The sequence below is a fragment of the Shinella pollutisoli genome (assembly GCF_024609765.1).
GTDB classification, from domain to species: Bacteria; Pseudomonadota; Alphaproteobacteria; order Rhizobiales; family Rhizobiaceae; genus Shinella; species Shinella pollutisoli.
In genome coordinates this window covers 84,611-101,183 of sequence record NZ_JANFDG010000013.1, presented here as the reverse complement: position 1 = coordinate 101,183, position 16,573 = coordinate 84,611, and the positions used below count along the sequence as shown (strand labels likewise).

28 protein-coding genes are annotated in these 16,573 nt (G+C 65.4%); 9 read left to right on the top strand and 19 right to left on the bottom strand.

Annotated features, from left to right (window positions below):
* The first annotated feature begins 4 nt into the window (after window positions 1–4).
* Together NNZ72_RS12460 and hemA are read left to right on the top strand one after the other, a co-directional pair.
* Window positions 5–802: an FAD binding domain-containing protein gene (locus tag NNZ72_RS12460; RefSeq protein WP_257315644.1), complete on the top strand. Its 798-nt coding sequence runs from the start codon at window positions 5–7 to the stop codon at window positions 800–802.
* A gap of 233 nt (window positions 803–1,035) precedes the next feature.
* Window positions 1,036–2,250: a 5-aminolevulinate synthase gene (gene hemA, locus NNZ72_RS12455; protein ID WP_257315643.1), complete on the top strand. Its 1,215-nt coding sequence runs from the start codon at window positions 1,036–1,038 to the stop codon at window positions 2,248–2,250.
* 8 nt (window positions 2,251–2,258) lie between these two features.
* On the opposite strand, the gene dxr is transcribed toward hemA, so the two are convergent.
* Window positions 2,259–3,434: a 1-deoxy-D-xylulose-5-phosphate reductoisomerase gene (gene dxr / locus NNZ72_RS12450; protein ID WP_257315642.1), complete on the bottom strand. Its 1,176-nt coding sequence runs from the start codon at window positions 3,432–3,434 to the stop codon at window positions 2,259–2,261.
* Between the two features lie 189 nt (window positions 3,435–3,623).
* Between dxr and NNZ72_RS12445 the strand changes: the two genes are divergently transcribed.
* The 4 genes from NNZ72_RS12445 to NNZ72_RS12430 all read left to right on the top strand — a co-directional run bounded on the left by NNZ72_RS12445 (window position 3,624) and on the right by NNZ72_RS12430 (window position 6,650).
* Complete coding sequence (locus NNZ72_RS12445; RefSeq protein ID WP_257315641.1) at window positions 3,624–4,331, top strand: META domain-containing protein; 708 nt, start codon at window positions 3,624–3,626, stop codon at window positions 4,329–4,331.
* A gap of 24 nt (window positions 4,332–4,355) precedes the next feature.
* Complete coding sequence (locus tag NNZ72_RS12440; RefSeq protein ID WP_257315640.1) at window positions 4,356–4,736, top strand: CAP-Gly domain protein; 381 nt, start codon at window positions 4,356–4,358, stop codon at window positions 4,734–4,736.
* 160 nt (window positions 4,737–4,896) lie between these two features.
* Window positions 4,897–5,946: a GSCFA domain-containing protein gene (locus NNZ72_RS12435; RefSeq protein ID WP_257315639.1), complete on the top strand. Its 1,050-nt coding sequence runs from the start codon at window positions 4,897–4,899 to the stop codon at window positions 5,944–5,946.
* Window positions 5,943–6,650, top strand: a complete 708-nt coding sequence (locus tag NNZ72_RS12430) for a hypothetical protein (RefSeq protein WP_257315638.1) — start codon at window positions 5,943–5,945, stop codon at window positions 6,648–6,650. Before NNZ72_RS12435 ends, NNZ72_RS12430 begins: the two co-directional genes overlap by 4 nt.
* A gap of 141 nt (window positions 6,651–6,791) precedes the next feature.
* Here the strand turns inward: NNZ72_RS12430 and NNZ72_RS12425 are convergent, their stop codons facing one another.
* Window positions 6,792–8,000, bottom strand: a complete 1,209-nt coding sequence (locus tag NNZ72_RS12425) for a tyrosine-type recombinase/integrase (RefSeq protein WP_257315637.1) — start codon at window positions 7,998–8,000, stop codon at window positions 6,792–6,794.
* Between the two features lie 41 nt (window positions 8,001–8,041).
* Complete coding sequence (locus NNZ72_RS12420; protein WP_257315636.1) at window positions 8,042–8,266, bottom strand: helix-turn-helix domain-containing protein; 225 nt, start codon at window positions 8,264–8,266, stop codon at window positions 8,042–8,044.
* A gap of 227 nt (window positions 8,267–8,493) precedes the next feature.
* On the opposite strand from NNZ72_RS12420, the gene NNZ72_RS12415 reads away from it, so the two are divergent.
* On the top strand, window positions 8,494–8,754 hold the full coding sequence (locus tag NNZ72_RS12415) for a hypothetical protein (protein ID WP_257315635.1): 261 nt from the start codon (window positions 8,494–8,496) through the stop codon (window positions 8,752–8,754).
* 2 nt (window positions 8,755–8,756) lie between these two features.
* Here NNZ72_RS12415 and NNZ72_RS12410 read toward each other — a convergent pair whose 3' ends face one another.
* The 15 genes from NNZ72_RS12410 to NNZ72_RS12340 all read right to left on the bottom strand — a co-directional run bounded on the left by NNZ72_RS12410 (window position 8,757) and on the right by NNZ72_RS12340 (window position 14,670).
* Window positions 8,757–9,167 carry a hypothetical protein gene (locus tag NNZ72_RS12410; protein WP_257315634.1) on the bottom strand — a complete coding sequence of 137 codons (411 nt, stop codon included), beginning with the start codon at window positions 9,165–9,167 and terminating at the stop codon, window positions 8,757–8,759.
* On the bottom strand, window positions 9,160–9,420 hold the full coding sequence (locus NNZ72_RS12405) for a hypothetical protein (RefSeq protein WP_257315633.1): 261 nt from the start codon (window positions 9,418–9,420) through the stop codon (window positions 9,160–9,162). The genes NNZ72_RS12410 and NNZ72_RS12405 overlap by 8 nt, the downstream gene beginning before the upstream one ends.
* On the bottom strand, window positions 9,417–9,878 hold the full coding sequence (locus NNZ72_RS12400) for a hypothetical protein (RefSeq protein WP_257315632.1): 462 nt from the start codon (window positions 9,876–9,878) through the stop codon (window positions 9,417–9,419). The genes NNZ72_RS12405 and NNZ72_RS12400 overlap by 4 nt, the downstream gene beginning before the upstream one ends.
* Window positions 9,871–10,224, bottom strand: a complete 354-nt coding sequence (locus NNZ72_RS12395; RefSeq protein ID WP_257315631.1) for a hypothetical protein — start codon at window positions 10,222–10,224, stop codon at window positions 9,871–9,873. The genes NNZ72_RS12400 and NNZ72_RS12395 overlap by 8 nt, the downstream gene beginning before the upstream one ends.
* On the bottom strand, window positions 10,217–10,714 hold the full coding sequence (locus NNZ72_RS12390; protein WP_257315630.1) for an ASCH domain-containing protein: 498 nt from the start codon (window positions 10,712–10,714) through the stop codon (window positions 10,217–10,219). The genes NNZ72_RS12395 and NNZ72_RS12390 overlap by 8 nt, the downstream gene beginning before the upstream one ends.
* Window positions 10,711–11,337 carry a hypothetical protein gene (locus NNZ72_RS12385; RefSeq protein ID WP_257315629.1) on the bottom strand — a complete coding sequence of 209 codons (627 nt, stop codon included), beginning with the start codon at window positions 11,335–11,337 and terminating at the stop codon, window positions 10,711–10,713. The genes NNZ72_RS12390 and NNZ72_RS12385 overlap by 4 nt, the downstream gene beginning before the upstream one ends.
* 168 nt (window positions 11,338–11,505) lie before the next feature.
* Window positions 11,506–12,027: a hypothetical protein gene (locus tag NNZ72_RS12380; protein WP_257315628.1), complete on the bottom strand. Its 522-nt coding sequence runs from the start codon at window positions 12,025–12,027 to the stop codon at window positions 11,506–11,508.
* Entirely contained in the window at window positions 12,024–12,620 is a 597-nt protein-coding gene (locus tag NNZ72_RS12375; RefSeq protein ID WP_257315627.1) for a J domain-containing protein, read from the bottom strand. The genes NNZ72_RS12380 and NNZ72_RS12375 overlap by 4 nt, the downstream gene beginning before the upstream one ends.
* The gene (locus NNZ72_RS12370; RefSeq protein ID WP_257315626.1) at window positions 12,617–13,114 is read right to left on the bottom strand and encodes a hypothetical protein; all 498 of its coding nucleotides are present in this window, start codon (window positions 13,112–13,114) and stop codon (window positions 12,617–12,619) included. Before NNZ72_RS12370 ends, NNZ72_RS12375 begins: the two co-directional genes overlap by 4 nt.
* A complete protein-coding gene (locus tag NNZ72_RS12365) occupies window positions 13,111–13,365 on the bottom strand; it encodes a hypothetical protein (protein ID WP_257315625.1) in 255 nt (84 codons plus the stop codon). Before NNZ72_RS12365 ends, NNZ72_RS12370 begins: the two co-directional genes overlap by 4 nt.
* On the bottom strand, window positions 13,362–13,574 hold the full coding sequence (locus tag NNZ72_RS12360) for a hypothetical protein (RefSeq protein WP_257315624.1): 213 nt from the start codon (window positions 13,572–13,574) through the stop codon (window positions 13,362–13,364). Before NNZ72_RS12360 ends, NNZ72_RS12365 begins: the two co-directional genes overlap by 4 nt.
* A 58-nt stretch (window positions 13,575–13,632) precedes the next feature.
* Entirely contained in the window at window positions 13,633–14,052 is a 420-nt protein-coding gene (locus NNZ72_RS12355) for a helix-turn-helix domain-containing protein (protein WP_257315623.1), read from the bottom strand.
* A gap of 2 nt (window positions 14,053–14,054) precedes the next feature.
* Window positions 14,055–14,237 (bottom strand): hypothetical protein, encoded by a 183-nt coding sequence (locus NNZ72_RS12350; RefSeq protein WP_257315622.1) that lies wholly within the window; start codon window positions 14,235–14,237, stop codon window positions 14,055–14,057.
* Complete coding sequence (locus tag NNZ72_RS12345; protein WP_257315621.1) at window positions 14,237–14,533, bottom strand: hypothetical protein; 297 nt, start codon at window positions 14,531–14,533, stop codon at window positions 14,237–14,239. Before NNZ72_RS12345 ends, NNZ72_RS12350 begins: the two co-directional genes overlap by 1 nt.
* Window positions 14,534–14,541: 8 nt before the next feature.
* A complete protein-coding gene (locus tag NNZ72_RS12340) occupies window positions 14,542–14,670 on the bottom strand; it encodes a hypothetical protein (protein ID WP_257315620.1) in 129 nt (42 codons plus the stop codon).
* Window positions 14,671–14,931: 261 nt separating this feature from the next.
* On the opposite strand from NNZ72_RS12340, the gene NNZ72_RS12335 reads away from it, so the two are divergent.
* Window positions 14,932–15,675 carry a COG3904 family protein gene (locus NNZ72_RS12335; RefSeq protein ID WP_257315619.1) on the top strand — a complete coding sequence of 248 codons (744 nt, stop codon included), beginning with the start codon at window positions 14,932–14,934 and terminating at the stop codon, window positions 15,673–15,675.
* Window positions 15,676–15,684: 9 nt separating this feature from the next.
* Here NNZ72_RS12335 and NNZ72_RS12330 read toward each other — a convergent pair whose 3' ends face one another.
* Complete coding sequence (locus tag NNZ72_RS12330) at window positions 15,685–16,044, bottom strand: helix-turn-helix domain-containing protein (protein ID WP_257315618.1); 360 nt, start codon at window positions 16,042–16,044, stop codon at window positions 15,685–15,687.
* Between the two features lie 95 nt (window positions 16,045–16,139).
* On the opposite strand from NNZ72_RS12330, the gene NNZ72_RS12325 reads away from it, so the two are divergent.
* Window positions 16,140–16,382: a helix-turn-helix domain-containing protein gene (locus tag NNZ72_RS12325; RefSeq protein WP_257315617.1), complete on the top strand. Its 243-nt coding sequence runs from the start codon at window positions 16,140–16,142 to the stop codon at window positions 16,380–16,382.
* Window positions 16,383–16,573 lie beyond the last annotated feature (191 nt).

The window sequence follows — 16,573 nt, the reverse complement described above, 5'->3', positions numbered from 1 at the left end:
AGACATGTACGCAACGACCTACCACCGCGCCTCCTCGCTCGCCGACGCCGTCCGGCTGCGGGGTTCCTCCGAGGAGGCGAAATACGTCTCCGGCGGCATGACGCTGATCCCGACGATGAAGCAGCGCCTCGCCGCGCCCTCCGACCTCGTCGACCTGCGCCACGTCGCCGAGCTGAAGGGCATCTCTGTCAACGGCCGCCACGTGCGCATCGGCGCCGGCACCACCCATTACGAGGTGGCGACATCGGCGGAGATCAAGGCCGTCTGCCCGGCGCTCTGCCACCTCGCCGCCCATATCGGCGACCCGCACGTGCGCCACATGGGCACGCTCGGCGGCTCCATCGCCAACAACGATCCCGCCGCCGACTATCCCGCCGCCATGCTCGGGCTTGGCGCCGTGATCGTCACCAATGCCCGCGAGATCCCCGCCGACGCCTTCTTCACCGGCCTGTTCGAGACGGCGCTGGAGGAGGACGAGATCGTCGTCGCCGTCACCTTCGACGCGCCGGAGAGGGCGGGCTATTCCAAGTTCGCCAACCCCGCCTCGCGCTATGCGATGACCGGCGTCTTCGTCGCACGGAGGGCGGATGGCGGCGTGCGGGTCGCCGTGACGGGCGCGGGCGCCGACGGCGTCTTCCGTCACGAAGGCCTGGAGGCGGCGCTTGCCGGAAGCTGGACGCCGGAGGCTGCCGCTGGCGTCGCGGTCGACCCGTCCGGCCTCCTCTCCGACCTGCACGGCAGCGCAGAATACCGGGCGAATCTCGTCACGGTGATGGCCAAGCGCGCGGTCGCCGCATCCTGACGCCACCGTGACGCGATGCGATTAAAAGGACGGTCCCGGCCGTCCTTTTTTCGCGCGAACTTGACATGCATCAACGGAAGGTGGACTGCTGCCCGGCAATATACCTTGGAACCGTTCAAAGGTGGCGCCGATTTGCCGCAGCGGAAGCAGTTGCGACAGGCCGGCCCCGGGTATAGCCGATTGAACGATCCTCGACGACGCAAACGCCCGACGATGGCGGGCCGGAGATTGGCATGGACTTCGAGACTTTCTTCAGGAACGAGCTGGACGGACTGCATCAGGAAGGCCGCTACCGCGTCTTCGCCGAGCTGGAGCGGCAGAAGGGCAACTTCCCGACGGCGACGCGCTATACGGCCGACGGCACCCAGAACGTGACGGTCTGGTGCTCCAACGACTATCTCGGCATGGGCCAGCATCCGAAGGCCACCGAGGCGATGAAGCTCGCCATCGACCAGTGTGGCGCCGGTGCCGGCGGCACCCGCAACATCTCCGGCACCAATCACTACCACGTCCTGCTGGAGCAGGAACTCGCCGACCTGCACGGCAAGGAAGCGGCCCTTCTCTTCACCTCCGGCTACGTCTCGAACTGGGCGGCCCTCGGCACCCTCTGTTCCAAGATCCCCGGCATCATCTGTTTCTCGGATGCCGGCAACCATGCCTCGATGATCGAGGGCATCCGCCACTCGAAATGCGAGCGCGTCATCTGGAAGCACAACGACCTGAAGGACCTTGAGGCGAAGCTTTCCGCCGCCGACCCGCGTGCGCCGAAACTGATCGCCTTCGAATCGGTCTATTCGATGGACGGCGATATCGCGCCGATCAAGGAGATCTGCGACCTCGCCGACCGGTACGGCGCGATGACCTATCTCGACGAGGTCCACGCGGTCGGCATGTACGGCCCGCGCGGCGGCGGCATCGCCGAGCGGGAGGGCCTGATGCACCGCCTGACGGTGATCGAGGGCACGCTCGCCAAGGCCTTCGGCGTGATGGGCGGCTACATCGCCGCCTCCGCCGCGCTCTGCGATTTCGTGCGCTCCTTCGCCTCCGGCTTCATCTTCACGACGTCGCTGCCGCCGGCGCTCGCCGCCGGCGCGCTCGCCTCGATCCGCCACCTCAAGGAAAGCCAGATCGAGCGTTTCGCGCATCAGGAACGCGTCCGCCGCCTGCGCTCGCTCCTCGATCGCAACGGCATCCCGCACATGCCCAACCCGAGCCATATCGTGCCGGTGATGGTCGGCGACGCCGCCAAGTGCAAGTGGATCTCCGACCTGCTGCTCAACGACTTCGGCATCTACGTGCAGCCGATCAACTACCCGACCGTGCCGAAGAAGACCGAGCGGCTGCGCATCACGCCGACGCCGCTGCATTCGGACGCCGACATCGACCATCTGGTCGGCGCGCTGCATTCGCTCTGGTCGCGCTGCGCGCTGTCGCGCGCCGTCGCGTAAGGATAAGCCTACCTTATAAGCCCGGCGGCCACCCGCCGGGCTTCCGCGTCCGCGGCGAAGACGTCGTCCATCGCGGCGGCCGGCGGCAGGTGCGCGAGCGCCTCCATCGTCTCGCCGGCGATATCCGCCATGGCGAGGAAGCCGATGCGGCCCGCCACGAAGGCCTCGAAGGCCGTCTCCTCGGCCGCGTTCATCACCGCCCCCTGCAGGCCGCCGCGCTCCAGCGCCACCCTCGCGAGCCGAAGCGCCGGGAAGCGCCCCTCGTCGGGCGCCTCGAAATCGAGCCGCGCGAGCTTGGCGAAATCGAGCCGCCCGACGTCGAGGGCCGTGCGCTGCGGATAGGTCAGCGCATAGCCGATCGCCGTGCGCATGTCCGGCACGCCGAGCTGCGCCAGCACCGAGCCGTCGACATAGCCGACCATCGAATGGACGATCGACTGCGGATGGACGATCACCTCGATCTGCTCGGGCCGGACGTCGAAGAGGTGCTTCGCCTCGATCATCTCCAGCGCCTTGTTGAACATCGAGGCGCTGCCGATCGAGATCTTCAGCCCCATCGACCAGTTCGGATGCGCACGGGCGACCTCGGCGGTGACCCCGGCCATCTCGTCGCGCGTCCAGGTGCGGAACGGACCGCCCGACGCCGTCAGCACGATCCGCTCGACGGCATGGCGCTGGTCGTCCTCCAGCGCCTGGAAGATGGCGCTGTGCTCGCTGTCGACGGGAATGAGCCGCCCGCCGCCCCGCGCCACCGCCTCGACGAAGAGCGCACCCGCCGAGACCAGGCATTCCTTGTTGGCAAGCGCGATGTCGGCGCCCCGGTGCGCGGCGGCAAGCGTCGGCGCGAGCCCCGCCGTGCCGACGATCGCCGCCATCACCCAGTCCGCCTCCATGGCGGCGGCTTCCATGAGCGCCGCGCGCCCCGCCGCCACCTCGACGCCGCTGCCGGAAAGTGCCTCCTTGAGCGCGCCGTAGCGGCTCTCGTCCGCCGTCACCGCCCGCCGTGCGCCGCATTCGCGCGCCTGCGCGGCAAGCAGCTCGACATTGCCGTTTCCGGTCAGCGCCAGCACCTCGTAGCGCTCGCGACCGCCGCACTGGCGCACGACGTCGAGCGTGCTGGTGCCGATGGAACCTGTCGAGCCGAGGATGCTGATCCGGCGTCTCCGCCGCGCTTCGGGAGCCATGGTCCTGTCCGTGTTTCTTGTTTTCCCGGCAATGGCTCTACAGGCGAAAGCCGGCCGCAACAAGCCGTCGCGCCGCACCGCACGCCGCTCCGTGGCTTGACCTTTTCGCCGGGAGGGCCATAACGTCGCCAAAGAACGGCCATTCCGCCGTGACGATTGGAGACATCTGTGCGCCGCAGCCCCGGACTCTTGCTCCCCGTTCATCTGGCTCTTGCCTGCCTGGTGCTCGCGGCCGTCCCGGTCCGCGCACAGGAATCGGTGCCGGCCGGCCTCGGCGGCACCTGGCTTGCCGAGGACATCGCCGGCAAGGGCGTGATCGACGACCTCCAGACGACGCTGGAGATCAAGCCCGACGGTTCCTACGGCGGCAACGGCGGCTGCAACACCTATCGCGGCAAGCTGAAGGTCCAGAACGGCAACATCGCCTTCGCGCCCGCCGCCGCGACGCGCAAGATGTGCGCGCCCGCCGTCATGGACCAGGAGCAGAAGTTCTTCGACGCGCTCGGCACCGTCACGTCCTGGAAGCTCGAGAACGGCATCCTGCACCTGACCGGCAAGGACGGTGCGCCCGCGCTCCGGCTCGCCGAGATGAAGACCGGCACGGACATCGTCATCCGCCTGCCGGGGCCGCAGCAGGATGTCGCACGCGAGACGGCGATCTATCTCTGCGACGGGGACCGGCGGATCGGCGTGGAATATATCAACGCGGGCGCGACCGCGCTTGCGGTCCTTTCCGTCGGCGAGGAGACCGTGGTCGCCGTCAACGTCCTGTCGGCCTCCGGCGCGCGCTATACGGGCGGCCGCTACGAGTGGTGGACGAAGGGCGACGAAGCGACGCTCCGCGACCTGACCGAAGGGGACGAGGCGTCCGGGCTCGCCTGCCGCAAGACGGGTTGAGGCGAAGAAGGGGAGACGGGTGGCATGGCCATATTCCGCGTGGGGCAGAAGGTCGTCTGCGTCAACGACCGGTTCAGGAACGTCTCCATCGACCAGGGCATCCGCAAGGGCCGCATCTACACGGTCCGCTGGGTCGGCCATTACCGCCACTACGTCGACGGCGACTTCTACGGCATCAAGCTGATGGAGCTCTACCGCGGCAAGGACGACGGCCCGGAGGGCTACGGCGCCGTCGACATGCCCTTCCGCGCCAGCCGCTTCCGCCCGCTCGTCAGCGACCGCATTCGCAACCTGCTCGGCCTCAAGGCGCCGAAGCCGAAGGTGGTCGCCAAGCCATCCATCGTTCCCGCCGTGCGCGCGGCGCCGCCCGTCACCACGCCCGAGCACGAGACCGAGGACGCCTGAACGGGCCGCCCGGATTTGCGGGAAGGCGTCGATCGGGAGTAACGTATGAATTGATGGCGCGGACCGGCAGTTTCGCATTGCAGCGAACCGGTCGGGCCACTAATTTCCCGCCGGTCGGAAAGGCCGTGCCACGAGGCGCATGCGAAGCAGCGAGAAGACGATGTCACATCCCTACAAGAGCCAGCCGTCGAAGGCATTCTGGAAATCGGCCGTCGCCGACAGGAGCCCTTTCGATCTCGCCGACCTCTACGAGAAGAAGTTCGACATCCTCCCGGAAGACAGGATCGCGACCGGCGGCAGCTGTTTCGCCCAGCATATCGGCAAGCGCATGCAGCGGTCCGGCTTCGCCTACATGGATGCCGAGCCCGCCCCGCGCCTGCTACCGCGGGCGATGCATGCCGATTTCGGCTACGGCGTCTATTCCGCCCGCTACGGCAACCTTTATACAGCGGCGCAGCTGAACCAGCTCTACGACCGGGCCTTCGGCACCTTCTCGCCCGCAGACGACATCTGGGAGACGCGCGGCCGCTGGTACGACGCATTCCGCCCGAACATCGAGAAGAACGGCTTCGAATCGCGCGACGAGGTCGTCGCCGCCCGCGACACCCATTACGCGGCCGTGCGCAGGCTGTTCACCGAGGCGAACATCTACGTGTTCACCCTAGGCCTGACGGAGGCCTGGGTGTCGAAGCGCGACGGCGCCGTCTATCCGACCTGTCCGGGCACCATCGCCGGCACGTTCGACGAGGCCCGGTACGCGTTCCGCAACTTCACCGCCGCGGAGGTCATCGCCGACCTTCGCGCCTTCATCGGCAAGGTACGGGCCATCAACCCGACGATCCGGATCCTGCTCACGGTCTCTCCCGTCGCGCTGGCGGCGACGGCGACGCGCAGGCACGTGCTGCCCGCCACGATCTACTCGAAGTCTGTCCTGCGGGCGGCGGCCGGGGAGCTTTCCGAAACGCACGATTTCATCGACTACTTCCCCTCCTTCGAGATCATCTCCTCGCATCCGATGCGCGGCATGTTCTTCGAGCCCGGCATGCGGGAAGTGAATCCCGCCGGCGTCGATTTCGTCATGTCCCACTTCTTCAAGGTCCACAGCCCGCCGCCCAGGGTGAAGGGGGAAGGCAGGCCGGCGCGGGTCAGGAAGGCGCACCGGGACGAGATCGTCTGCGAGGAAGCGGTTCTGGAGGCCTGGGCGTCGTGAAGCTGGTCATCACCGGGGATTCCCACACGAAGTCGCTGTCCGACGCCTTCGAGGCGGCCCCGCCGCGCACGGATATCGAGATCACCTGCAAGCCGGTCTGCTCCGGCGCGGCCTTCCGCGAGCCCTTCCACGAGGTGACGCGGGAAGGCGTCCGCTTCACCGACTCCGCCTACCAGAAGCGCCTCGAGATCCTCTCCGGCTCGCGCCACTTCGTCGCCTCGTCGGACATGCGCTACGGCCTGATGATGGGCTTCCACACCGCCGGCATCTACCGGGATCCCACCTGGGTTCGGCACGCCCCTTCCGGCCTTGCCGCGAAGCTCGGCCTCCAGGCCGTCTCCAGCCAGGTGATCCGGGCGATCGGCCTGGACAGGCAGCGCAACGTGCTCGCCTTCTTCGAGGCCCTCAAGGCGGCGGGCGTGAATTTCTTCGCCATGTCCGCGCCGCCGCCGCGCCGCTCCCACCCCTGCCTCAGGCGGGGCATTTCGGCCGCCACCCTGCTCACGGTCGACAAGCTGGCGAGGACCGCCTGCGCGGACAGGCTGCGCGAGGCGGGAATCCCGATCCTGCTGCCGCCCGAGCAGACGATCGACCCGGAGGGCTTCCTGCTGCCGCCCTACGAGCAGAAGGAAAAGGGCGACCACCATCACGCCAACGTGACCTACGGCGCGATCATGCTCCGCAACGCCATCGCCCTCTGCTGACCTCTCGTCAGACAGTCATTGAAGGAAAACGAAAAGGCCGGATCGATGGTGATCCCGCCGCGATTCGAACGCGGGACCCCCAGATTAGGAATGTGTACGTCTTCCCCTGATTCTCAGGCGTTACAGGCCGCCATGCGCCATTTATGCGCCAGTCACGAAGACCGTTGAGGCGATCGAATCCATGGCGCGGCGATGATCCTCGCTGGGGAAAAGATGGCCGTAGCGATCCATCGTCACGGACAGGGATGAGTGCCCCGCAAACGTCTGGACCGTCTTCGGCGACAGCCCGGCCTCGATCCAGGTCGAGATCGCAAAGTGTCGAAGAGCGTGCCATCCGAAGCGCTTCAGTTTCTTGCCATGCTTGCCGAGCTCCGCGGCGGCGCGGTCGAGCGTCGGGCCGAAGACACGCTTGCGCATGTTACGATGGCTCTCATGATTGCCCTTGCTGTTTGGAAACACCAGGTCGCCCGCCTTCTTGTGCGCCGATCTCAGCTTCCATTCCTTCAGCACAGCTACGACCGGAGCACCCAGCGGCACCTCGCGCAGGCCTGCAATGGTCTTCGTCGTGTCTTCGTTTCGCTTCGAATCGACGCGGGTTTCTACCTTCACCATGCCATTCTTGAGATCGAGATGGCTCCAGCGAAGGGCATGCAGCTCGGAGGCGCGCAGTCCGGACGCAGCCGCGAAAATTACCTTGACCCGGAAATCGTCATCGGCCGCCTGGATGACCGCCGCGATCTCCTCCTTTGATGGAGGCGTCACCTTCTTCGCACCTTCGTTCCGCTTGCCGATAACGCGGACGCCCTTGGCGACGTTTGCGGCGAGCAGATCGTCGTGGATCGCGTTCTGAAGCACGCGGGACAACGTCCCCAGGATCTGCCGCGTCGTCGCAATGCTGCAGCCCGCCCCACGTAGATTATCCCGAAAGTCGCCGACGGCCTTCGCAGTAAGCTGCGCGAGGCGGCTCTCGCCAATTCCGTGACCGAATCGGACCCGAGCGTCCCTCTTGCCCTCGACTGCTACAGGCTTCTGCGTCGGAGCGATGTAGTTCCACATGTGGCCGGTGACGTTGTCGAAATATTCGGGCGTGACCCTTTCCCCGCGATCACGACGATCCTTCAACACCTTCTCATAGTTTTCGCAGGCCATCCTGACGGTGGTGGTGACGGCGTCGGGTCGATAGATGCCCTTGCCAATCTGGTGTTCGACCTCTTTGCGGCGCGCCTCGGCGTCGCGCTTTTTCTCAAATTGCTCCCGGTGCCGTTTTCCGTTCGCATCCATGTAGCTGAGCAGCCAGGCCTCCTGGATGCCGTTCTTGTTCGTCCACTGACGCTTTCGGATCGTCGCCATGGTTCCCTCTCTGCCCGCGCCGGCGGATGACGCTAGCGAGGTCAGGACGACGCTTCAATGGTCTCCATCCATTTCGTCAGCGAGGAGCGCCGGGCTGCGACGGTGCCGCCGAGCTTGAAGGAAGGGATAATGCCGTCATAGACGAGGCGATAGACCTGGCGGCGCGTGACACCGAGGAATGCGGCGATCGCATCGGCGCCCATCAGCAGATCTTTTTCAGTCGGTGCCGACTCGTAATTTGTGGTGAGGGATGCTTGCGAGGACATCCGGGACTCCGGGAATGCCGGCCCCGCCAAGAGCGAGGCGGCTATTGGTCTTGCGCAGCAATTGCTGCAGGCGAAAGACCCTGTCCGCATGGAAACTATCGTACGCCGGGGTAAATCTTGTCAAGGAAAAGAACGGATAAGGAACAGATTTCACACTCGCATGCGAACACTTGAAGGCCAGATCGAACCGGCATTGACTCTCTCGACCTCTGGAACAAAATAGGAACATGTTTCAAGCCAAGATCGTCCCGCAGGACTTTGCCGCCTTGTTCGCATCCGAAAATCCGAACTTCGGCTCGTTGCCGGAGTGGTGCGTTCTCGGCGGGCATTGCTCCCGCTGCGAGCGGGAGGGATGGATCGACCGATGGGAGCTGCAGGGGAGATACGGCAAGGAAACCCGCATCGCCGACCTTCGGCCCGCACTGCGCTGTCTCAAGTGCGGCAACAAGGGAACGAACACCTGGACCGTTGGGAAGCTGCCGCGCTGAGGTCACGGGCCTCCGCCCTCTGAGAGGGCAGCGTCCGCACGGTCGATGCGCTCTATCTCGGCGATAATGAGCGTATAGTGTGCTTCGGCATCCACGTAGCGATGCTCGGCCCGCATCGCGTAGAGGCGCTTGATGCGATCTATCTCAGCCAGCGCGAGGGCTCCGGCACGGATAAGGTCTTGCCTCGGTGATTTCGGCTTCCACCACTTTTTGTCCCACGGCCACCCGAACGGTATGCCTTCCCGATCGCCGCTTGGCAGCGACAGCGCGCGACCGGTCGCATGGGCAAAGTAGGCTTTTGCAGCGAGTAACAGTTCGCCTTCCCCGTGCGCATCGTCGTGCTTAGGCGTCCAGCCTTCGCCATCCACCTGGCGGAGGCGCTCGACAAGGACATCTTCGACAGCCTTACTCATCGGCGTTCCCCTCCGCCGTGTTGGTCGGTTCAATGCCCGCCAAATGGTTGACGGCGCTGACGATCATCATGGCTATCGCGGTGGCCTGTCCGTCCGGGCGTTCGCCGTTGACATCAACTGTGACTACGTCAACGCCGTCGTCATCGAGGACGACGCCGATGTCTTCGTCGGAAAGACGGAGCGGGAGCGAGACCTTCTGATCTCGGAATGCCGCAATAACGGCGATGCTGGAAATGCTGAGAACGACGCTCATTTGCCGCCTCCGGTCGTGATAAGGGTGGAGTCCACCGCCGCCAGCCCGAGGGCTTGCGGATCGGGCCGTAGGGCGGCGGCGGGGAAGACGTGGACGAACTCGCCGTAGCCGCCGGCGACGTGCATCGCGACTTGGTAAAGCCGATAGCCTTGGCCATCGAGATCCTCGCTGATGCCGACGATGCGACCCGGCCCGCCATAGCGGCCGCCTACCTTCCGCACGCGCTCGCCAATAGCGAACGGCCCGGGTATTTGCGCGTTGGAACGACCGGCCCATTCATCCAGCCGATCGAGGCGCGCGCGCATCTCATCAGTGAATCGGGCGACAGTCTTCGCGTCAGCCTTCCGGTTGTAGTTTTCCGGGAGAGTGAGAATATCGCCCGCCCATGCGGCTGCGTTCTTCGCGATGAAAGCGCATTGCATGGAGAACTGCGCTTCAGTAAGGCGCTTATCAGCCATCACTGCCTCCGGTCGAAGCCGAGAGCGCGCGACGGGCCTGCATGATAGGGTGCCAGTCGGGATATTGGCACAGAGGCGCGACGCTATCGGGAGGCCCGTAGTTGGTGAGCATCGCTCGCAACGCGGTTTCAAGCCTCTGCGCACGCGTCTCGGCGAGCGTCCGTCTCTGCTTTTCTCGACTCGCATCATCAACGAGGGCCTGCATAAAAGTGCGACCCTCCTCGCCCGTGGCCGTGCGCAGGCGCTCCAGTTCGTCGCATGCCTCGCCTACGGCTTTCGTGAAGTCGGGAAAGCAGGAGATTGTCGGGTCGAGGAGCGCCTCCCGGATGAGGGCGAGATCAACCATGACCAGAGCCTTTCATGAACAAGTCAGGTATGTCGGCTTGCACACGTTGACGCGGCATCATCCAGCGCGCCGGCGCAGGCGGGGCAAGGGTGTCGTCACGACGCCATTCAAAGAACCCGAGTTGGCCCGCACACGGGATGAAATCGATCGGGCGAACATCGTCGAGCACCAAGCCGCGCGGGCCGAAGAACCACGGACTGTCCATGGACTTCACGATGTCGGTGACGATGGCGATAGCGACGATACCGCCGCGCTGCAGGTCAGCGGCCGGTGGGCATTCGACGCCGATCGAGCGCATGAAATCCGCCGCATCCTCATACTCGTCGCGCGTCATCCCGCGCGCGGCGTGGATCGCCACGGGGCCGCGATAGCGCAGGGCAGAATTCGGCGCCCGCCACGAACGGTTCTCCACCGGCTTGTGGCCGGCGGCAATCGCCCATGTCCACGGCTGGCGGACGGAAAGCGCTAGCTTTGGTAGGATGGAGCTCATTTCCGCGACCTCACCAGCTTTTCTCCGATGTTGAGGTTGCCCGCTTCAAGCCAGCGCAGATCTCGCTCGGTCCAGCGCTGGAGCTCGACCTTCGCGTGGCCCACGATGCCGTTGCGGCGCTCGCCGCAGAATTCTTCGACCGCGGCGGCGGTAAGCAGGGCGAGCTGGACGCGATGCTGGTGGACCTGCCGGACGAAGAGCGTGCCGGCATCGATGTCACGCTTGAGCGACGGGCAGTGCTGCACGCAAACCAGGGCGCAGTCCTTATGCACCAGCGGCTCGACCTGCATGATGCAGCCGCCCTCGGCGCCGGAGACGCGGAAAGTCGCGTGGGAAAGCGAGACCTTGGTGCGGCCGGCGAGCGGACGGGCGCAGAGATCGCAGCGCTGATCGATGATGAGCTCGCGCTGCCGGGTCATGTGCGGCTTGCCGAAAATCGGCTTACCGGTGCCGCGCGCCTCGTGGTCGCAGACCGCCAGGACGCCGGCATGGGGGCACTTCGCGACGTGCATCCGCCCCTGCTCGCCGGACCATAGCGCGGCATAGGGGACCGACACGGCACCCCATCTCAGGATTTCGCGGCTCGTCGAGGAAGGGAGCAAGCAGGAAGTATTATCGGCCATCCGATACCCCCTTCTCCAACAGGTCGGACTTCAAATTCTTCAACACCACGCGGCAGTGCCGCAAGCTACGGTTCTCCTCGTCAACGAGGGCAAGATCCCGTACGATCGCGGCCGCACGCCTCAATGCAGAGGAAGATGAAAATCGATAGTCCAGAGCGGGATATGTCATCAGAATCGCTCCGGAGCAGGCTCGACGGTGAGGCCGCCGAGCGTCCCTGCCTCGACCGCAGCAACAATGGTGGGCATGTCCTCGCCGTGGAGACGGCAAATAAGCCAGCGGCCGCCCGACAAGGGGTAGTGATGCAAGTCCGGCGCGGCGTATCCGAACCTCGCCGTCACGCAGGTATCGTCCCAGAAGGAGACCGAGGATTTCCAAGAAAACGCCTGGCGGGGGATTCCGGCCTCACTCGCGGCGCGGGCGAGCTCTCTATCCGGATCGTAGTCGGCGCTCAGATTGCGCGGCAGATTATAGAGCTCGTCGCTACCCCAATCGGTCTTCGCGCCGGTCGGTTCGCCGTGATGGTCCCGGAGAAAGCAGAGGCGTTCGAACAGGATCTTCCGGAAGCGCTCGATCGCGGCGAAATAGCTGGGATCGGTCGGCTCCAGAAGCTTGTGACGCTCCTCATCGAGCCGATCCACCTCGGCGTCGGCGTCACGCCAACGCTGCTTCAGGTCGGACGTATCCGTCATTTCGTGTCGCCCTTGATGAATTCGAGCGCCTCCGCGCGTGCTGCGGTGAGCTCCGTCATGGCGTCCTGGCTGCCTTCGGGCCTGTCGGGATGGGCAGTCTTCGCGCGCCGGCGGAACGCGACATCGATGTCCCGCTCGGTGGGGCGGTCGTCCTCGAGGAAACCGAGGACCTCACGCCAGTTCCGCGCCGCTGGCCCGGGCGGAGGAAGTGCGCTCAGTCCTGCGAAGCTCGCGCGGATCAGCGCCAGCGTCCCGTGCCGCAGTTCGGTGCGGCGCGCATCGAGCACGTGATAGATGGCCTGCAAATTGGCCTCCGGAGAGGCGTAGCGGTCGACCGGGATGCAGAGCTGCATTCCGTCCCAGCGGAACCAGACCGCGACGCCGGGATCCTTCGGCCTGGTTTCACCCAGCGTCACGTTCGACGAGATCACGACGTCGGTGACGGTCTTGCCGCTGTCGCGGCTGAAGAGCTGAAGCTCCTTGCGCACGTTGTTCAGCGCCCCGGTCAACTGCGTGCGGAAATTGCCCGTCTCTCGCGTCGACGATCGCGGGATATGGCCCGGCCATGCCAAGGGATACGGGAATGCCGTCATTGCGTGCCTCCAAACTGGCGATGAAGATCAACAAGGCGCCGCGCCGCGCGGCGGATCGAAATGAGGGCACGCAGCTCGGCCATGCGTCGCCGCCGGTGTGCCGCGAGCGACGACACGTCGCCCCAGCCGCGGACATTCCACATGATCGCCTCGAAGTCCGGCCAAAGACGCTGGGAGTTCCAGACCCTCTCGCCCTCGACCAACAGCATGCAGCCGTGGCACCAGAGATCGCGGAACATCTCCCAGCCCGTGCACCGCACGATCGGATCGCGCGTCCAGTAGGGGGCGGGCTTCCGCGGCGACGCGAAGCCGGCGAAGGCGACAAGGCCGTCGTCGTGGTTCCAGCACGTCGGGCTGTTCAGCGCGTCGTGCGTCGTGTGGCCATGCGTGAACAGCACGATCTCACCCGCAGCGCCCACCGCCTCGCGCGCACCGGGAACGACCTTGGGCAGGTCCATATCGAAGTCGTCGCACCACATCGGACGGTCGGTCATTGCAAACCAGCCCGCAGCGCCGTCGCGCTGGCGTCGAACCTTTCCGCCAGAAAGGCCCGCATTTCGACGTCCAGCTCATCATCCAGAGCGTCGCCGGATAGCCCGTTGGAGATCATCGCCACGGCTGTAAGCAGCGTGAGGCGCGAATAGCCCATCTTTTTCGCGGCAAGGCACAGGCCTTCTGCCAGTGCGGAGCAGGCGGCGATATTCAGGCGAACCGGCGTGAAGGACGGCGTCTCAAGATCGCTCATTGCGCAGCACGCTCCCCGATCGTGCCGAGGATCGGCACGGCCACCACCGTCTCGACGTGCAGGATTTCCAGGCTGCCGTCCGGGCGGGCACGCATCCAGGTCTTGCTGGACGCGTCATCGGTGCCGAGATCGATACCGATCACGACGGCCTTCGGGCAGCACGGAAGGGCGACGCGCGCGCCTTCCTTTATATGGGGGATCAACTTCATCCTGGTCTCCATCTGTTCGGGAAACCGCCCGGAAGGGCCGGGCGGAAACCAGAGCAGATCAGGCCTCCTCGCCGAGGTGTGCCACGGCCTTGATCAGGCCGAGGATCTTGTGGCGCGTGTTCGCGTCCTTGATCGCGGTGAAGCCGCGGTAGAGCTGGATGCCCTCGCCGGTCATGACGAACCGCTGGATGTCGTTGACCTCTCCGCCCGCGTCGTTCGCGCCGCCGTCGGCGCCGGGCGCACCTTCGAAGAAGAAGGACGGCGCCACGTTCAGAACGCCGGCGATCGACTGGAGCCGGCTCGCGCCGACGCGATTGGTGCCCTTCTCGTATTTCTGCACCTGCTGAAACGTCACGCCGATACGCTCGGCCAGCTTCTCCTGGCTCAGGCCGATCAGCTTGCGGCGCAGGCGGATGCGGCCGCCGACATGGATATCGACAGCGTTGGCCCGCTTTATCGTTTCGGTCTTGTCGAGCATGGTCAGTCTCCTTGGACGGGCGCCTCGGGCGCGGTGGGGATGGGGGAAGTCTCCGCGCAGCGGCGGATCTGGGCCGACAGCCGCCGGAACGCGCGCCGGCGACGACGACGGCCGAGCGTCGCGGCCGCCTCGTGGAGAGCGAGCGCCGCCGCCGCGGCCGCGACGATGAGCCCGAACGACGCCATCACGCGACCTCGCCGAAGAGCGCGACAAGCTGTTCGTGGCGGTTGCGCAGCAGCAGCTCGTCGAGCACGTCCTGGCGATAGGCGGACCGGGGCGCACCGGCGTGCCAGAGGTCGATCGTCGCGGCGGCGTCGCCCTCGGCGGCGAGGTGGTAGACTTCGAAAGGGATTTCCGGCTCTTCGGCGAACGTCGTGCGACGGTCTTCCGATTCCATCGGCCCGCCGCAGGACGAGCAGCCGTCGGGGAAGAAGGTCAGGCGCTCGACCGCGCCGCAGTGGATGCAGGTCCAGAGCGTCATGGCCCGCCTCACCGGTTCAGCGCGTGGTGGCAGGTGGCAAAGCTGGCGCGCTCCATGCAGCGGTCCATGCCGGTGCCGGTGACGGCGGACATCAGGGCGAGCGAAATCGCTCCCGCAAGCAGCAGCAGGTGAGGCATTGGTTCCCCCTTCGGACCAGAAATTGCGGCGCCGCGGCGAGTTCGCTTCGACGCGGCCATGAAGCGAAAAGTTGCGTATAACTCAACTAATGTCAAGCGGCTTTGTTGCTTTTAACGCAACTTCTCCGACGACACTTCTCAAGATCCTCGTTTCTGGCGCAACGCCGCTGCGTGCGTGATTTGCCTGTATCAGGGAACGGTTCGCCGATATGCTATTGTCGCGATCGACAGCGGGCGGGCGGGCAGCGGAATCGGATGTCAATGTTGGGGAATGCATTTCGCGGCGCGGCGGCCGCGTTTCTTATCGCCGTCACACCAGCGCATGCGCTCGACTTCGAGCAGGCGACCACCCCGTCGGGCACCACCTATATCCTTGCCTCCGGCAGCATCGAACCGGATGACCACGACCGCATCGAGCGCATCCTCCACGGCGGGCTCGCCGACGAGCGTATCATCGCGTTCGATTCGCCAGGCGGCAGCCTGTGGGGCGGCGTAATGCTGGGACAGGTCCTCCGGCTCTACGGCTTCTCGACCTATGTCATGCCGGGCCACCGGTGCTTATCCGCCTGCTTCTTCGCATTCGTGGGCGGAGAGACACGGTTCGTCTATCCCGAGGGAGCGCTCGGCGTCCATCAGTTCTATGGCGGCGCCGAGGACACAAAGAGCCAGAAATTCACGCAATACTCGACGGGAGCGCTACTGGCGTTCGTGCGCGAGATGGGCGTAGCGGCGGAAGTCATCGAAATCGCGAGCCAGACCTTTCCGGACGAGATACACGTGTTCTCAGCCGAGGAGCTGACGAGGCACAATCTCTCGATCAGGCACCGGCTCGTGCCTTTCGCCGCTAAAGAAGCCCAGCGCCTGGGCATTTCAGAAGAGGAATACCGACGCCGGTGGCGGTCCTATCTCTCCTCGGAAGCCATGAAGAACTGCTTCACCCTGACCACTACGGCGCGGGACGTGTGCCTTTTCGCCGCCCGGACGATCGAAGGCCTAAAGCGCTAGGCCTCGCGACTATCTTCCGGATCTCGAGCGCGCAGGAGGTTCCGGATCGGCGTGCTGCTCGAAGAATAGCCTCAGCATCGTGATTGCCGCTTCCTTCTGCTGCTCCGTCTTGTCACGGAACATCTTCGCCATCCAGTCGTCGTCGGGGTCGCGGAACAGGTCGACCACCTCTTCGACGTCCAGGAAGTCGGCCAGCGGCTTCAGGTATTTCTCCGTCGGGATGACATCCTCAGCGAACCAGCGATGGACCGCGCCCTTGTCGGCGCCGGTCGCTCTCACGATGTCGGCCTGTTTCACGCCGCGCTTGGCCGCCCATTCCGGGATGAAATGGCGGCGGCGATCGGTTCTGTCGTCGGTGCGGTTGCTCATGGCGCAACTTTAGTCGACGCGACATTTTTTCGCGTTGGAGCCAAACTCAACATCGACCCTTGACAGAAGTTGAGTTTAAAGCAACTTTCTGCGCCATGACGCACCACCCGACCGAATCTCCGATCCGCGCCTATCGGCTCAGCCGCCGGCTGACGCTGAAGCAGTTCGGCGAACTCTTCCCCGAGCCCTACGACAAGACGACGATATTCCGCTGGGAACGCGACGGCGCGCCGCGCGACGTGCGCACCATCCTCGAAATCGAGAAGGTGACCGGCATTCCGCGGACCGCCCTGGCGCCCGAAATGTTCGACTTCTCCACCATGTCGGCGGTGTCGTGATGACCGCATCATCCCTGCCACCCTCCGCCATGCTCGCACTTCTCAACAAAGATTTCCCTCGCGAAGGCGGTTCCGCCGCCCCTCTCCGCCTTCGCTGCGGGGCGACCGGTATTGCGTCCGCCCCGCCCCCCCTCTTGCCCCGACGGGCCGGTGCCGCTCCGCGCGGCCCGCGCCCGTCGTCGCTCTCCGCT

Bases quoted from the DNA above. Each gene is read 5' to 3' on its own strand.
- NNZ72_RS12460 (WP_257315644.1), top strand. From the start codon at position 5: ATGTACGCAACGACCTACCACCGCGCCTCCTCGCTCGCCGACGCCGTC.
- hemA (WP_257315643.1), top strand. From the start codon at position 1,036: ATGGACTTCGAGACTTTCTTCAGGAACGAGCTGGACGGACTGCATCAG.
- dxr (WP_257315642.1), bottom strand. From the start codon at position 3,434: ATGGCTCCCGAAGCGCGGCGGAGACGCCGGATCAGCATCCTCGGCTCG.
- NNZ72_RS12440 (WP_257315640.1), top strand. From the start codon at position 4,356: ATGGCCATATTCCGCGTGGGGCAGAAGGTCGTCTGCGTCAACGACCGG.
- NNZ72_RS12435 (WP_257315639.1), top strand. From the start codon at position 4,897: ATGTCACATCCCTACAAGAGCCAGCCGTCGAAGGCATTCTGGAAATCG.
- NNZ72_RS12425 (WP_257315637.1), bottom strand. From the start codon at position 8,000: ATGGCGACGATCCGAAAGCGTCAGTGGACGAACAAGAACGGCATCCAG.
- NNZ72_RS12420 (WP_257315636.1), bottom strand. From the start codon at position 8,266: ATGTCCTCGCAAGCATCCCTCACCACAAATTACGAGTCGGCACCGACT.
- NNZ72_RS12415 (WP_257315635.1), top strand. From the start codon at position 8,494: ATGTTTCAAGCCAAGATCGTCCCGCAGGACTTTGCCGCCTTGTTCGCA.
- NNZ72_RS12410 (WP_257315634.1), bottom strand. From the start codon at position 9,167: ATGAGTAAGGCTGTCGAAGATGTCCTTGTCGAGCGCCTCCGCCAGGTG.
- NNZ72_RS12405 (WP_257315633.1), bottom strand. From the start codon at position 9,420: ATGAGCGTCGTTCTCAGCATTTCCAGCATCGCCGTTATTGCGGCATTC.
- NNZ72_RS12400 (WP_257315632.1), bottom strand. From the start codon at position 9,878: ATGGCTGATAAGCGCCTTACTGAAGCGCAGTTCTCCATGCAATGCGCT.
- NNZ72_RS12395 (WP_257315631.1), bottom strand. From the start codon at position 10,224: ATGGTTGATCTCGCCCTCATCCGGGAGGCGCTCCTCGACCCGACAATC.
- NNZ72_RS12390 (WP_257315630.1), bottom strand. From the start codon at position 10,714: ATGAGCTCCATCCTACCAAAGCTAGCGCTTTCCGTCCGCCAGCCGTGG.
- NNZ72_RS12385 (WP_257315629.1), bottom strand. From the start codon at position 11,337: ATGGCCGATAATACTTCCTGCTTGCTCCCTTCCTCGACGAGCCGCGAA.
- NNZ72_RS12380 (WP_257315628.1), bottom strand. From the start codon at position 12,027: ATGACGGATACGTCCGACCTGAAGCAGCGTTGGCGTGACGCCGACGCC.
- NNZ72_RS12375 (WP_257315627.1), bottom strand. From the start codon at position 12,620: ATGACGGCATTCCCGTATCCCTTGGCATGGCCGGGCCATATCCCGCGA.
- NNZ72_RS12370 (WP_257315626.1), bottom strand. From the start codon at position 13,114: ATGACCGACCGTCCGATGTGGTGCGACGACTTCGATATGGACCTGCCC.
- NNZ72_RS12365 (WP_257315625.1), bottom strand. From the start codon at position 13,365: ATGAGCGATCTTGAGACGCCGTCCTTCACGCCGGTTCGCCTGAATATC.
- NNZ72_RS12360 (WP_257315624.1), bottom strand. From the start codon at position 13,574: ATGAAGTTGATCCCCCATATAAAGGAAGGCGCGCGCGTCGCCCTTCCG.
- NNZ72_RS12355 (WP_257315623.1), bottom strand. From the start codon at position 14,052: ATGCTCGACAAGACCGAAACGATAAAGCGGGCCAACGCTGTCGATATC.
- NNZ72_RS12350 (WP_257315622.1), bottom strand. From the start codon at position 14,237: ATGGCGTCGTTCGGGCTCATCGTCGCGGCCGCGGCGGCGGCGCTCGCT.
- NNZ72_RS12345 (WP_257315621.1), bottom strand. From the start codon at position 14,533: ATGACGCTCTGGACCTGCATCCACTGCGGCGCGGTCGAGCGCCTGACC.
- NNZ72_RS12340 (WP_257315620.1), bottom strand. From the start codon at position 14,670: ATGCCTCACCTGCTGCTGCTTGCGGGAGCGATTTCGCTCGCCCTGATG.
- NNZ72_RS12335 (WP_257315619.1), top strand. From the start codon at position 14,932: ATGTTGGGGAATGCATTTCGCGGCGCGGCGGCCGCGTTTCTTATCGCC.
- NNZ72_RS12330 (WP_257315618.1), bottom strand. From the start codon at position 16,044: ATGAGCAACCGCACCGACGACAGAACCGATCGCCGCCGCCATTTCATC.
- NNZ72_RS12325 (WP_257315617.1), top strand. From the start codon at position 16,140: ATGACGCACCACCCGACCGAATCTCCGATCCGCGCCTATCGGCTCAGC.